Below are 13,694 nucleotides of genomic sequence, written 5' to 3' on the forward strand. Positions count from 1 at the left end.
CCCGACCGCAGAGCAGCGTCTACCGCCCGTGGCGCTGACCGCCCTTGCCGCGCGAACCGGCGAGCTGGCCGACTCCCGATTTGCTCGAGAACCGAGCGGCGCCGCCGGAGCGCTGACCGCCCTGCTTCGACGACGAGCCGCTGCGCGGGCGCGAGTCGTGCGTCGAGGCGATGCCGTCGCCCGAGCGACGCGAGCGACCGCCGCGTGATTCCGCCGCACGACCGCCGTCACGACGGGCGCCGTCACGGCGTCCGCGTGAGTCCGAGCCGTTCCAGTCGCCGCGTGAGTCTCGGCTGTGCGAGCTGTGGCCGCCGCGCCCACCGCGCGACTCATGCGAGCCGTCACGCTGACCCGTGCCCTGCCCCTCACCGCGACGACGACGCGACTTGCCGCGTCCCTGCCGACGGTTGCCCTCGGGCGTCTCCGGGGGCTTCGGGGCGACATACGGCGCCGCTTCGCCGACCAGTTCGACGACCTCAGGCGACTCGGCGGTCACCTTGATCGGTTCGACCGAGATCTTGGCCTGGCGCAGCATCCCTTTGAGGTCGCGGCGCTGCTCGGGCAGGCAGATCGTCACGACGTCGCCCTGGTGGCCGGCGCGCGCGGTACGACCCGAACGGTGCAGGTAGGCCTTGTGCTCTGCCGGCGGATCGACGTGGATCACCAACTCGACTTCAGGCACGTCGATGCCGCGCGCGGCGACGTCGGTGGCGACCATGACTTTGACTTCGCCCGACTCGAACTTCGCCAGATTTCGCTCACGGGCGTTCTGCGAGAGGTTGCCCTGCAGGTCGACGGCGGGAATGCCGTTGGCCGTGAGCTGGCGCGCGAGACGCTTGGCATGGTGCTTGGTTCGCATGAAGAGGATGCGTCGGCCGGTTCCGGAGGCGAGGCGCTCGACGACCGCCTTCTTGACGTCAGGCGAGCTGACCTCGAAGACGTGGTGCGTCATCTTGGCGACCGGCGAGTTCGCCTCGTCGACCGAGTGCAGAATCGGGTCGTGCAGAAAGCGGTTGGCGAGCTTGTCGATGCCGTTGTCGAGCGTGGCCGAGAAGAGCAGACGCTGACCGTTCTTGGGGGTCGCGTTGAGGATGCGGGTGACCGCCGGCAGGAATCCCAGGTCGGCCATGTGGTCGGCCTCGTCGAGCACGGTGATCTCCACGGCGTCGAGACTCACGAAGCCCTGCTTCATGAGGTCTTCGAGGCGACCCGGGCAGGCCACGACGATGTCGACGCCTGCTTTCAGAGCGCTGACCTGGCGCTGCTGCTTCACCCCGCCGAAAATCGTGGTCGCACGCAGATCGTAGGCGCTGGCGAGCGGCTCGATCACCGTCTCGATCTGCGTCGCGAGCTCGCGTGTGGGGGCGAGTACGAGCGCGACGGGCTGCCCGGGGCGGCGTTTGCCGCCGGCAAGCTCGCCGGCCAGGCGTGAGACCAGAGGCAGCGAGAAGGCGAGGGTCTTGCCCGAGCCGGTCTTGCCGCGGCCGAGCACGTCGCGGCCGCGCAGCGTGTCGGGCAGCGTGTCTGCCTGGATGGGAAAGGCCTCGGTCTTGCCGTCAGCCTCGAGCACCGAGACGAGCGGTGCGGGAACGCCGAGTTCGGCGAAGGTCTTCTGAGTCGTCATGATGTGTGTGACTTTCCGCGGTCTGCACGACCGCTTGCGTCACCCGGGGCACGATGAGACCGCCATGCACATGCATGGCGCACCGTCCTGGTGACTGATTGGCGAAGGCGCCGGTCGGCGCATCCGTTCGCCGTATGAAAGAGATCTCTGCGCTGGGTCCCAGCTCGGGGCGAGGTCAGCGCGGGCTCGTACAGAGCTCAAGAGGCGTTCTACGACGCGAGCGAGCACGAATGCTCACCAAGTGCACCACACTACCTCATCAGCGCGAAGAACGCGACCGCCCGACCTCAGCAGCTCGACAGCACGTGCCGCATGGCCTCGGCCTCTGCCTGCGTCACCCACAGCGAATAGGCCGACTTCACCACGATTTGCCGCGAGACGTACGAGCAGCGGAACGATCTGTTCGGTGGCAGCCAGGTCGCGGCGTCTCCGTCGCCCTTGCGCGTGTTCGTCGGGCCGTCGACCGCCAACAGGTTGCGCGGGTCGTTGGCGAGCTCGAGCCGCTGATCGGCACTCAGCTGCTGCGCGCCCTTCTGCCAGGCGTCTGAGAGTGCGACGACATGGTCGATCTGCACCGCCTGCGAGGTCTTGTCTCCGCGCACGAAGGCGATTGTCCCCCCGGTGTACGGGTCGTGAAGCGTGCCCGAGAGCACCGTGCACGGCCCCCGAAGCTGCACGTCCACGAGGTCACGGGCCAGCACGTCGTTGCGCGCGTCGCAGCCGTTGCGGTCGGGATCACGCCACCCCTTGCCGAACTCGGATCGCGCATAGCCGGTCTTCGGCGCGCGACCCTTCACCGGCAGCGATGCCAGCGTCTGCAGCGCCGCCTGCGCGTCTGCAGCGCTCGGCTGCGGTTCAGCGGATGCAATCGCCGCATCACCGGTCGAGCCGGGGGCCTCATCTGTCGGTAAGACATCATCCGACGGTGCGGTGCTGGGCGAATCGGTCGCCGGAGCGGGAGCGTCGGGGGCTGTCGTCGAGCAGCCGACGCAGAGGCCGAGGCAGACGCCGAGGGCCGCAAGCACGCCGAGCAGCCGCTGCAGACGGCGAGACGAATGGGTCATCCGTGCAGCGTACGCGTGTGGACGCTCATCCGAAGAGCAGCACGCCGCCGAGACCGATCGCGGCGACGACGACAGTGGTCGACAGGGCGAGCACGAAGGGCCGTGCGCCCAGACGGCGGATCATGCTGAGCTTCACTCCGGCCCCGAGCGCGAACATCGCGGCGGTCAGCAGCAGCGTCTGAGCCGTGTGCGCCACATCGACGACGGGCTGTGGAACGATGCCGAGTGAGCGGATCACGACCATTGCGATGAACCCTGCGACGAAGAGCGGCATGATCGGCGGGCGGTGTGTGTGCGTGCCGTCGATCGCAGAAGCCTTCCCGCTCGCAGACAGGCGGCGCTGCAGACCGATCACGGTCAGCACCGGAGCCAGCAGCAGAACGCGTGCGAGCTTCACGATCACGGCCGCTGCCAGCGCGCCGGATCCGACGGCCCCGCCGACGGCGACGACCTGCGCCACCTCGTGCACGGAGGCTCCCGCCCAGAGACCGGTCTGCTGCTCGGTCAGGCCGAGTCCGGAGGCCATCAGCGGCAGCAGTGGAATCATCACCGTGCCGTAGATCACCACGAGCGCGACCGCCGTGACCACCTCTTCGTCTCGGTCGTCGTCGAGCACACCGTCGATCGCGGCCACGGCTGCCGCGCCGCAGATCGAGAAGCCGCCGCCGATCAGCAGCACCTGATTCGGCGTCATCCCGAGCCAGCGTCCGACGAGCAGGCTAGAGCCGATGCCCACGCCGACCACGGCGACGACGACCACGATCATGCCCGGCCCGAGAGCCAGGACGTCACCGAAGACGAGCTGCAGGCCGAGCAGCACGACGCCGATGCGCAGCACCCGCTTCGCGGCGCTGGCGATGCCGGGTTCGAGAATGCGGTGCACGCCGCCCAGGTTGCGCAGCAGCACGCCGAGCACGATCGCCACGAGCATGGGGCTGAGCACAGGCAGCCAGGAGCTCACCAGCAGGGCGAGTCCCATTCCGACGGCACTGACGGCGAGTCCCGGTACGACCGCGCCGACGCGGCTCGCCCACGACACGGGTGCCATCTGCGCCTGCGCCTGCGCGAGGGAGCCTCCCTGGCGCGGCTCGATAGTGGCCGCTCTGGCTTGGTCGTTGCTCTGGTCGTTGCTCTGATCGTCGTTCACCTGTCTCATGATCCTCTTCGCACGGCGCGGCCAGTAGTCCCGGAATTGCATCGATCACATATCATCGTGATATGACTCACAGATGGCCTGATCTGTCGGTGCTGGCGCTCGTCATGGGCGTCGACGACTTCGGCAGCCTCAGCGCGGCAGCGCGCGAAGCGGGAATCGCACAGCCGAACGCCTCACGCGCGATCAGCGCGCTCGAGCGCGACCTCGGCGTGACGCTGCTGCGGCGACACCCCCGCGGCTCGTCGCTGACCCGTGCCGGGCTGCGTGTTGCCTCAGGCGCACGAAGCCTGCTGCAGGCGGCCGATGCGTTCGGTGACCGCATCGACGAGGTCGTCAGCGGCGAGCGCGTCCGCCTCGACCTCGGCGCCAGTCTGACCGTCGCCGAACAGCTGGTGCCCCGCTGGCTCGGTCGGCTGCGTGAGGCGCTGCCCGACGCCGACGTGCACCTGCAGGTGCACAACTCGGCCGACGTGTTCGACTTGGTGCGCTCTGGCGACTGTCTTCTCGGCTTCGTCGAGACCCCCGATCAGCCCGTCGAGCTGCACACCCGGGTGGTCACGACGGATGAGCTCGTGGTCGTGGCGGCCCCGACGCACCCGTGGGCTCGTCGGGCCGATCCGGTCACCGCCGAAGAGCTCGCGCGCACGCCGCTCATCCTGCGCGAGCCGGGTTCCGGCACGCGTGCCACCGTCGAGCGGGCTCTCGCTGAGCACTCCCCTGTCGCCCCGGCCCTCGAAGCGGGCAGCAACGCGGCCGGGCTGGCCACGGCCGCAGCGGGTTCAGAGCCGGCGGTGCTCAGCCGACTCGCCGTCGCACGCTGGATAGAGCGCGGCGAGCTCGTCGCCGTGCCGGTGACCGGCGTCGATCTGCATCGCGAGATTCGCGCGGTCTGGCGCGACGACCTCGTCTCGCCGGTCGCCCGTCGACTGGTCGCCATCGCCTGCGACGATCAGCACTGAGCATCGATCACCGCTGAGCGTCGAGCGTCGCGAAGACCTCTTCGGCGACCTGCGGCAGCAGAGCGGCCGCGTCGCGCATGGCCCGCTCCGGTGAGCCGGCGCGGTCGACGAGCGTCGCCAGACGGCGGATGCCCACTTGTGCCTGCTGCGCCTCGTCGAGCGTGCTGCGTCCCGCGATCGCCACGACGGTTGCCCCTGCGGCGGCTGCGCTGCGAGCCAGTTGCACTGGCCCCTTGCCCTGCAGCGACTGCTCGTCGAGCGACCCCTCGCCGACGACCACCACGTCGGTGTGCGCGAACGCATCAGAGATGCCCAACAGATCGGCGATCTCGTCACCACCGGAGCGCACTTCGGCGAGGCGCAGGGCGATCAGCGGCGCGCTGAACCCGCCGGCGGCACCTGCGCCCTCGACGTTTCGCACCTCGGTGCCGGTCTCGTGTTCCAGCAGCGAGCCCCAAAACGCGAGGCGGTCCTCCAGCGTGACCACGGCATCCGCGTCGGCCCCCTTCTGCGGGCCGAACACCTGAGCCGCACCGTGCGACCCGACCAGCGGCGCGGTGACGTCGCTCGCGATCACGATCGCCGTCTCGGCAAGCCTCGGATCGAGCTCGGCCGTGTCGAAGCGCACCCCGACTGAGGTGCGCTCCCGGCTGATACGGTCCAGATCGCGCACGTCGCTGATTACGTGATCCTGTGCGTCGACGACGCGCAGACCGAGCTCGGTGATGCATCCGAAGCCTCCGTCGGTGCTCGCCGAACCGCCGATGCCGATCACGAGTGATCGGTAGCCTTCGTCGAGGGCCAGCCTGATCAGCTCGCCGACACCGCGCGTGTTCGCTGCGAGAGCCTGCTCCGGTGTGGGGTGACCTCCGTCGCTTCGGTCGAGTTCTGCCGGTACGAGATGCAGGCCGCTGGCCTGCGCCAGTTCGATGACCGCGGTGTCGCCCATCGTCGCCCACCGTGCACTCACGCGCCCCTGATCGGGCAGCGGCCCGTGCACCTGGGCGGTGTGCTCGGTCGCTCCGGCTTCGAGAAAGGCATCGACCGTACCCTCGCCGCCGTCGGCGATCGGCTTGAGCGTGATCTGAGCATCGGGCAGCGCCATGCTGATGCCTCGGCCGATCAGCTGCGCCGCCTCGGCCGCGCTGAGCGACCCTTTGAATTTGTCTGGGGCGACCAGCACGCGCAGCGCCCGGTCGGCGGAATCAGATCGAGTCGTCATGATCAGTGGTGCGCCATCAGTTCGAGACCGACCACCAGCAGCCCCAGTGCGGCTTCGGCCACCAGCACCAGGAGCTTCTGCCAGCCCGGCAGCTTCAGGCGTCGCACGGCGGCGAAGCCAATGCCCACCAGCCAGAGGATCAACAGGACGGTCGAAGAGCGCAGCGCGATCTCAAGTGTCCAGATGCCGCCCCAAGCCCCCAGAAGCATCAGAATCGGCAGGGCGATGGCCGTGGTTGCCCCGATCGAGGTCGATGCGGCGTGACGAGCCTCGCTCGCGGTGAACATGCGCTGATGCGTCACGAAGTGGGCGAGAATCTCGGCGAGGAACATGGCCAGCACCGAGCCGATGACGGTGACGATCAGCGTGGTGACCGCCTGCTGCGGGGTGACGTCGGCGTGAGATGCCAGCGTGAGCACGACGGCGAGTGCCGTGAAGGTGATGTAGATACGCTCTTTGAGTCGCGATGCGGCCGCTGCCCGCTGCTCGTCCTGCTGCTGCAGGGACGACTCGGCCGTCGCTGGAGATTCACTCGCTGGCGTTGGGGCTCCGGTCGCTCGCGTCGAAGATCTGCCCGCTGTGGCTGGGGATGCTGATTCATCGCTCATGTCTGCTCAGCCTAGCCGGATCATGTGCCCCGCGGGTCGAACGGGCTACGGTGGAATCAGGCTGCGAAAGCCGAGAGAGGACGCTCCCTGATGTTTCAGATCAAGCGCATCTACGAACAGCCCACCGAGAGCGACGGGTTCCGGGTTCTGGTCGATCGTCTGTGGCCCCGAGGAGTCTCGAAGGCGCGTGCACACCTCGACCTGTGGCTCAAAGACGCCGCACCGTCGCCTGAGCTGCGCACCTGGTGGAACCATGACCCGGCTCGACTCGACGAGTTCGCCGAGCGGTACCGGCAGGAGCTCGAAGCGAACCCGGCCGTCGACCAGCTGCGCTCCGTCGAGCGCGAGCACCCGACGGTGACCCTGCTCTACGCAGCCCGTGACCCGAAGGTGAACCACGCCCTCGTGCTTCGCGACTTTCTGCAGGGGTGACGGCGATGATCCGCTTCGTGACGCAGGCGGTGCTGACGGCAGTCGCCCTCTGGATCACCGCTGCGATCGTGCCCGGCATCGCCGTGGTTCCGTTCGCCGGTGAGCCTCCGATGAACAGCATCCTGACCTACCTGCTGGCAGCGGCGATCATCGCCCTGGTGAACTCGTTCTTCGGCACCGTGCTGCGCTTCATCAGCATCCCGCTCTACATCGTGACGCTGGGACTCTGGTCGTTCGTGCTCAACGGTCTGCTGCTCTGGACGGCCAGTCTGATCAGCAGCTCCTGGGGCTGGGGGCTGACCATCGATCGCTTCTGGTGGTCAGCGGTGTTCGGCGCGATCGTGCTCGGCTTCGCCAACTGGCTGGTCGAGCTGGTCACCCGGGCAGTGGGCATCGGCTCTCGCGACTGAGCCCCACGTCACCGCGGACCCAGGCCACCGAGGACCCACATCACCGAGAATTCGACACGACCGACACGCCACACTACTATTGCGAACTATTCGCATTAGTTATGAGAGTGGTGTTCCATGCACGTCATCGACGCAACCATCGTGGGAGCGGGCCCGGCCGGCGTGGGCATGGCGGTCGCCGCCAACGCGATCGGCGACTTCGAGGTCTCGCTGATCGACGCCGGGCAGATCGGCCAGACCTTTCACGACTGGCACCCGGAACAGCGGTTCCTCACGCCGTCGTTCACCGGCAACGGCTTCGGCGCGACCGACCTCAACTCGGTGCACCCGAGCACCTCTCCGGCGTTCACATTGGGCGTCGACTACCCCGACGGCCCCGGCTACGCGCGCTACCTCCGTTCGCTGGTCTCGCATTTCCGCGTGCCGGTCGCCGAAGACACCCGAGTGCAGCGCATCACACCCACCGACGACGGCTTCGAGATCGAGACCGACCGGGGGCGCGGCCGCTCTCGCACGCTGATCTGGGCGGGCGGCGAACGCAGTGAGCCGCGCCTGCCCGGCATCCGCGGCGAGCATCTGCTCACCCATTCGTCGCATGCGGATGCCTGGGCCGAGCGCAGCGGACGTCTCGCGGTGATCGGCGGCTCCGAGTCAGGCATCGAGATCGCCTGCCATCACGTCGAACGAGGTGCCGAGGTGTCGGTCATCGACGCCGAGCGGCCGTGGGGCCACGGAGTCAACGGCGATCGACAGGCCGACCCGTCGTTCGGGCTCGCCCCGCGCACCCGCATCCGCATGCGCGCCGCCCTCGAGACCGGCCGCCTCGAGCTGCGAGATGCGAGCGCCACCGCCGTGGTGCGCAACGGCACCGGCTTTCGCGTCAGCACCTCGCGCGGTCCCGCGGTGCTGAGCGAGACGCCGCCGATCGCGGCCACCGGCTACGGTCCCGGGCTCGGTCCCGCAGCCGAGCTCTTCGACCGGCGCGACGACGGCTGGCCGCTGCTCACCGAGCACGACGAGTCGACCGTCACCCCTGGCCTGTTCCTCACCGGACCGGCGCTGCGGCACGACGACGAGCGATTCTGCTTCGTCTACAAGTATCGACAGCGTTTCGCCCATGTCGCCCGCGTGATCGGCGAGCGGGCCGGCCGCGACTGCTCGGCACTCGATCTCTGGCGCGAGCAGGGCATGCTGCTCGACGATCTCTCCTGCTGCGGAACGAGCTGCGCATGCTGAAGGGCCTGCACCCCGCGACGGTCGTCACCGCGCTGCTGCCGGTGCTCTCGATGGCGGTCGGCAGCATCATCGCGAGCGTCTCGACCACGGCCTCTGCGGTCGCCGGCGAGCTGACCGATCCGCTGGTGCTCCTGCTGGTCGCGATGCTCTTCGTCACCCTGCCCGTCGGCCGCCGCGCAGGCGTCTCTGGCACGGCGCCTCAGCGAATTCGCCCCAGCGCGCCGCTCATCGCTCTGGCCTGGGCGATGAACTTCGTGGTCGTTCCGGTGCTGGCCATCGGGGTGACTTCCTTCGTGCTCCCGGACGATCCCCTGCTGCGGCTGGGCGTGATGATCTACCTGCTCTTTCCCTGCACCGACTGGTTTCTGGGCTTCACACGGCTGGCACATGGCGACACCGTGACGGGCGCGGCGCTGATTCCGATCAATATGGTCACGCAGCTCTCGCTCTACCCCGTGTACCTGAGCTGGCTCACCGGCGCCAGCGTGGTCTCGACCGTGGCAGAGATCGGGCCGGCGCTGGTGCAGTGGTTCGCGCTGCCAGCCCTCTGTGCTCTGGCTGTGCGCGCGGCACTGCGACTGACGACTCCGGTCGACGTGTGCGAACGCATCCTGGGCGCGCTCGACCACCTCGTCACACCCGTGATCGCCGCGCTCATTCTGGCGCTGTTCGCGGCCAACGGATCGACCGTCGTCCAACATCCGGCTGCCTTCGGCCTCGTCTTCGTCACCGTCTTCGTGTTCTTCGTGGTCTCGTGGTGGCTCGTCACCGGCGTGTCACATCTGACTCGTCTGCCCTATTCGGCGCATGCGCTGCTCTCGATGACCACCTCAGCCCGAAACGCACCGATGATGCTCGCCGTGACAGCCGTCGCGCTGCCTGGCCAGCCCGTCGTCCAGGCTGCGATCGTGCTCGGCATGCTCGTCGAGTTCCCGCATCTGACGGTGATCACACAGCTGCTGCTCCGGCAGCGTTCCCGCCGGCCGGCCGCACCGACGACACGCCTGACCTGGCGTTCGTACGCATCCTGACCTATACTGTGCGACTGTCGGCTGTCGTTGACAGCTGACCAGGTGTTCGAGAGGAGGTTCCGCCATGATGGTACGCAAGACGTCGTTCGTCGCATCCACACGAATTATTATTCCGTCCCATTCGTCGGCGGAATGATCGAACACAAGTTGCTCGGGCTCGCCTGCGAAGGCAGAGCCCGACAGGCGTGATCATCGATGCGCACATCCAGGCTCTGTCTTTGCGACAGGGCCTTTTCTCTGCCCCACCAACCGGTGCCGCAGTCAGGATGTGAAAGGTGAAACACGACAATGTCCAGCACACTGGATGAGCAGACGACCGCAGGTCGAATGCCGAAGACCGTGCCTGCCGCCACCGCGGCAGGCCTGCAGCGAGACTCCGCACGCAAGGTGATCGCCGCGTCGATGATCGGCACCGCCATCGAGTTCTTCGACTTCTACGCCTACGGCACCGCCGCGGCCAACTACTTTCCCACGGTCTTCTTTCCACAGGCCAGCGCGACCGTCGGCGTGCTCGCCTCGCTGCTGACCTTTGCCGTCGCATTCGTGGCCCGCCCGTTCGGTTCACTGCTCTTCGGCCACTTCGGCGACCGTCTGGGCCGCAAGACGACGCTGGTCGTCTCGCTGCTCACCATGGGCGCCGCAACCGTGCTGATCGGCGTGCTGCCCGGGTTCGCTCAGGCCGGCGTCTGGGCGGTCGTGCTGCTGTGCCTCTGCCGGTTCTGCCAGGGCATCGGCCTGGGCGGCGAATGGTCTGGCGCCGCACTGGTCGCCACCGAGAACGCCCCGTCGAACCGCCGCGCGCTCTACGGCTCGTTCCCCGAGCTCGGCGCTCCGATCGGCTTCCTGCTCTGCAACGGCCTGTTCCTGCTGCTTGAGACGGTCTGCTCCCATGATCAGATGCTGGCCTGGGGCTGGCGCGTGCCGTTCCTGCTCAGCGGAGTGCTCGTGGTGATCGGTCTCTGGGTTCGCGTCACTATGGAGGAGACTCCGGTGTTCAAGCTCGCCGCCGCGCAGAACCGCACGGTCAAGGCACCGCTGGTGACCACGATGCATGACCACTGGCGTGCCGTCGTTCAGGGCACGCTCGTCGTCGCCGTCACGTACACGCTCTTCTACATGCTCACCACGTGGTCGCTGTCCTACGGCACGAAGACGCTCGGCTTCAGCAATCGGCAGTATCTGGCCATGCTGATGATCTCGGTGGTGGTGTTCGCGGGTTCGATCGTCGGTTCGTGCGTACTCGCCGATCATTGGGGGCGCAAGAAGGTGCTGACGCTCGCCTCGGCCGGCATGGTCGTCTTCAGCTGCTTCTTCGGCGCCATGCTCGGGCACCTCAGCGTCGCACCCGTGATGGTCTTCCTGTGCGTCGGATTCCTGCTGATGGGCGCCGCTTTCGGCCCGCTGGGCGCGTTCCTGCCCGAACTCTTCCCGGCACATGTGCGGTACACCGGTTCAGGCATCGCCTACAACCTGGCCGCCATCGTCGGTGCCGCGTTCGCCCCGTCGATCGCCACCGCGCTCGCCCGAAACGGCGTGCAGAACGTCGGCCTCTATCTCGGTCTGATGGCCGTGCTCAGTCTCATGGCGCTGTTCACCTGTCGTGAGACGAAAGACGTCGACTACCGCAGGTAACCGGCGACGCTCTGCGGCGTCTCCTGCTGCGGAGCCTGCAACACAGCGGCATCATGGGTGGCCACGTGCTCTGCGAAGAGCCCCGGCCACGCCATGATGCCGTACGGCGTCTGAGCGACCACGAGCCGGCTGCCCCGGATCAGCGCGTTGAGCGCCTGCGCCGTCGTCATCGGGTGAGCAGGGTCGGCGATCCAGGCGAGAATCAGCGTCGGGGTGGCGATGCCTGCGAGGGATGCCGGATTCGGCAGATCCGCTTCGGCGGCACCGCGCAGCACTGTCGGCAGCAGCCCTTCTGCCACCGCCGGCCGGGTGTCGGGCACGTCGGCGAGCGCCGGCGGAGTCACGTTCCTGTGCCCCTGCGCGATGAACGCCTCGATGCCGGCGCGTTCCACCAGCTCGGCGCTGGCCAGATAGTTCTTCGCCTGTGCCCGTCGGGTGTCCCAGGCCGTCGGCGGTGAGACCAGGGTCAGGCTGGCGAAGCGTGACTGATCACGCACGGCCGCGTGCAGCAGCGTGCCGCAGCCCATCGACTGCCCCACCCCGTGCACGGTCTCACCCGGCGCCACATGGTCGAGCAGCGCAAGCAGGTCGTCGGCGAGCCGGCTCCAGCGATAGCTGGCCGCTTCGAGCGATCCGGTCGAACGCCCATGGCCGCGGGCGTCGTAGCGCAGCACGCGGTGGTCGCGAAGCGCCCGCCCGTGGTCGAGCCCGAGACGCGCATCGCGCTCGCGGCACGAAGTGAGGCCGTGCAGCTGCACGACGAGCGGCCCGTCATCGCCACTGATGTCGTAGTCGATCTTCGCGTCGCTCAGCTCCAGCACGGGCACGGTCACTCCCAGTCGTCTTCTCCACGTGTCGGCAGAGGTGGCAGCACGTGAGATTCACACCAGAATAGCGCGCGGCGACGCGGTACAGTCAGAACGTGCGCCTGACGAACATCACCCGAGTCACGCTGCCCGCGGGCCGCGTGCGCCACTATGCCGTGACGATGGGTGCGGTGGTGCGAGAACACGTACCGATCTCGTTCGATCAGCGACGTCACGTAAGCGAGGGCGAACGGCCAGGCTCCTGGATGGCGCTCGCCTTCCGTCTGCCTCATCCGGTCACCGCAGAGCGACTGGGCGAGGCCTGGCTCGACGTGGTGCGCCGACACGGCACCATGCGCACAGTGTTCTCACGCGCAGACGACGGAACCCTGCAGCTGACCGAACATGCGGTGAGCGCCGGAAGCTGGCATGAGCATCCTCGCTCGGGCGGGCAGCTGACGAGGGATGCCGTGCATGAGATCCTGGACGCGCACTGCCGCCCCTGCTCGCGTCCGTCCCATCGCCTGGTGCTGATCGATCCGTCCAGCGATGCGACAGACTCCGCGCAGACCGTGGTGATCGGCTCAGACCACTCTCATGTCGACATGTGGTCGGTGCTGCTGCTCGCCCGAGACCTGCTGGCAGCGCTCGACTCGTCTGCGGTCGAGCACGACGTTCTTATGCGGCTCGAGACCGGGCGACCGACCGCCACGCTCACGACCGACGCCGCCGGAGCATCCGCATCGCTCGACGAAGCCCCAGACTTCGCCGATCACACCGCAGCCCTCGCCGCACGCCCGGCGGCCACGCCCGAGGTGCTCGAACGATGGGCCGAGATCCTGGCAGCCGGAGACGGACTGCTGCCCACGCTGCCGCTCGACCTCGGCGAGCTGCGGCACGCGGTGCCAGAGGTGGTCGAGGTGCGTGACATCCTTGACGCCGACCGTCTCGAGATGCTTTCGACGCAGGCCGCGGCCCTGGGAGTCCGACTGCTGCACATGGTGCTCGCCGACTTGGCCGGAGTCACCCTCGCCATGACCGGGCGGCCGCTGCGTGCGGTCTTCCCGGTGCACAGTCGGTACGAACCGCGCTGGCACGACTCCGTCGGCTGGTTCGTGACCAACTCGGTGATCGAGTGCGCCTCGGATGACCCGCGCGAGTGTGCCCGGGATGTGAAAGATGCGCTTCGACTCGCGGGCACGCCGCTGGCCGACATTTTCGAACCTCGCGGCGGCATGCCGGGCGGTCCGGGCATGTTCGCAATCTCCTGGCTCGACACCCGCCGTCTACCCGTGCAGCTGCCTGCAGAACTGGCGACGCAGTACGTCTCGGCTGCGCTGAGGGTCGACGGCGTGATGATCTGGTTCGTCGTGAGTCCGACCGGCATGCATCTGCGCTGCCGTTACCCGGATACCCCACAGGCACGTGTCAGCATGCGCGCCTGGCTCGAGGCCGTCGTGCATCGGTTGCAGGATCGCACGCTGCACGACGCCGTCGAGCACCGCGCCAGCTGA

Annotated in this window: 13 protein-coding genes; 7 read left to right on the top strand and 6 right to left on the bottom strand. The window is 68.1% G+C overall.

Annotated features, from left to right (window positions below):
* Positions 1–19: 19 nt before the first annotated feature.
* From F8O06_RS08370 to F8O06_RS08380, 3 genes are all read right to left on the bottom strand, one after another.
* Positions 20–1,624, bottom strand: a complete 1,605-nt coding sequence (locus F8O06_RS08370; RefSeq protein WP_158037653.1) for a DEAD/DEAH box helicase — start codon at positions 1,622–1,624, stop codon at positions 20–22.
* A 287-nt stretch (positions 1,625–1,911) separates the two neighbouring features.
* Positions 1,912–2,688 carry an HNH endonuclease family protein gene (locus F8O06_RS08375; protein ID WP_158037652.1) on the bottom strand — a complete coding sequence of 259 codons (777 nt, stop codon included), beginning with the start codon at positions 2,686–2,688 and terminating at the stop codon, positions 1,912–1,914.
* Positions 2,689–2,713: 25 nt separating this feature from the next.
* Entirely contained in the window at positions 2,714–3,844 is a 1,131-nt protein-coding gene (locus F8O06_RS08380) for a YeiH family protein (RefSeq protein ID WP_225733389.1), read from the bottom strand.
* Positions 3,845–3,906: 62 nt separating this feature from the next.
* Between F8O06_RS08380 and F8O06_RS08385 the strand changes: the two genes are divergently transcribed.
* On the top strand, positions 3,907–4,803 hold the full coding sequence (locus F8O06_RS08385; protein WP_158037651.1) for a LysR family transcriptional regulator: 897 nt from the start codon (positions 3,907–3,909) through the stop codon (positions 4,801–4,803).
* A gap of 7 nt (positions 4,804–4,810) precedes the next feature.
* On the opposite strand, the gene F8O06_RS08390 is transcribed toward F8O06_RS08385, so the two are convergent.
* A complete protein-coding gene (locus tag F8O06_RS08390; RefSeq protein ID WP_225733388.1) occupies positions 4,811–6,025 on the bottom strand; it encodes a glycerate kinase in 1,215 nt (404 codons plus the stop codon).
* 2 nt (positions 6,026–6,027) lie between these two features.
* Complete coding sequence (locus tag F8O06_RS08395) at positions 6,028–6,633, bottom strand: hypothetical protein (RefSeq protein ID WP_158037650.1); 606 nt, start codon at positions 6,631–6,633, stop codon at positions 6,028–6,030.
* 90 nt (positions 6,634–6,723) lie between these two features.
* Here F8O06_RS08395 and F8O06_RS08400 point away from each other — a divergent pair, with 90 nt between their 5' ends.
* From F8O06_RS08400 to F8O06_RS08420, 5 genes are all read left to right on the top strand, one after another.
* Positions 6,724–7,065, top strand: coding sequence for a DUF488 domain-containing protein (locus F8O06_RS08400; RefSeq protein WP_158037649.1), 342 nt, complete (start codon positions 6,724–6,726; stop codon positions 7,063–7,065).
* A gap of 5 nt (positions 7,066–7,070) precedes the next feature.
* A complete protein-coding gene (locus F8O06_RS08405; protein ID WP_225733387.1) occupies positions 7,071–7,475 on the top strand; it encodes a phage holin family protein in 405 nt (134 codons plus the stop codon).
* A 117-nt stretch (positions 7,476–7,592) separates the two neighbouring features.
* A complete protein-coding gene (locus F8O06_RS08410; RefSeq protein WP_158037648.1) occupies positions 7,593–8,711 on the top strand; it encodes an NAD(P)/FAD-dependent oxidoreductase in 1,119 nt (372 codons plus the stop codon).
* The gene (locus F8O06_RS08415; protein ID WP_158037647.1) at positions 8,705–9,742 is read left to right on the top strand and encodes an arsenic resistance protein; all 1,038 of its coding nucleotides are present in this window, start codon (positions 8,705–8,707) and stop codon (positions 9,740–9,742) included. Before F8O06_RS08410 ends, F8O06_RS08415 begins: the two co-directional genes overlap by 7 nt.
* A gap of 288 nt (positions 9,743–10,030) precedes the next feature.
* Positions 10,031–11,374, top strand: coding sequence for an MFS transporter (locus tag F8O06_RS08420; protein ID WP_158037646.1), 1,344 nt, complete (start codon positions 10,031–10,033; stop codon positions 11,372–11,374).
* Here the strand turns inward: F8O06_RS08420 and F8O06_RS08425 are convergent.
* A complete protein-coding gene (locus tag F8O06_RS08425) occupies positions 11,362–12,201 on the bottom strand; it encodes an alpha/beta fold hydrolase (RefSeq protein WP_158031126.1) in 840 nt (279 codons plus the stop codon). The genes F8O06_RS08420 and F8O06_RS08425 overlap by 13 nt on opposite strands.
* A 95-nt stretch (positions 12,202–12,296) precedes the next feature.
* Here F8O06_RS08425 and F8O06_RS08430 point away from each other — a divergent pair, with 95 nt between their 5' ends.
* Positions 12,297–13,694: a peptide synthetase gene (locus tag F8O06_RS08430; protein WP_158037645.1), complete on the top strand. Its 1,398-nt coding sequence runs from the start codon at positions 12,297–12,299 to the stop codon at positions 13,692–13,694.

This window comes from Pseudoclavibacter sp. CFCC 14310 (genome assembly GCF_008831165.1).
Taxonomy (GTDB): domain Bacteria; phylum Actinomycetota; class Actinomycetes; order Actinomycetales; family Microbacteriaceae; genus Pseudoclavibacter_A.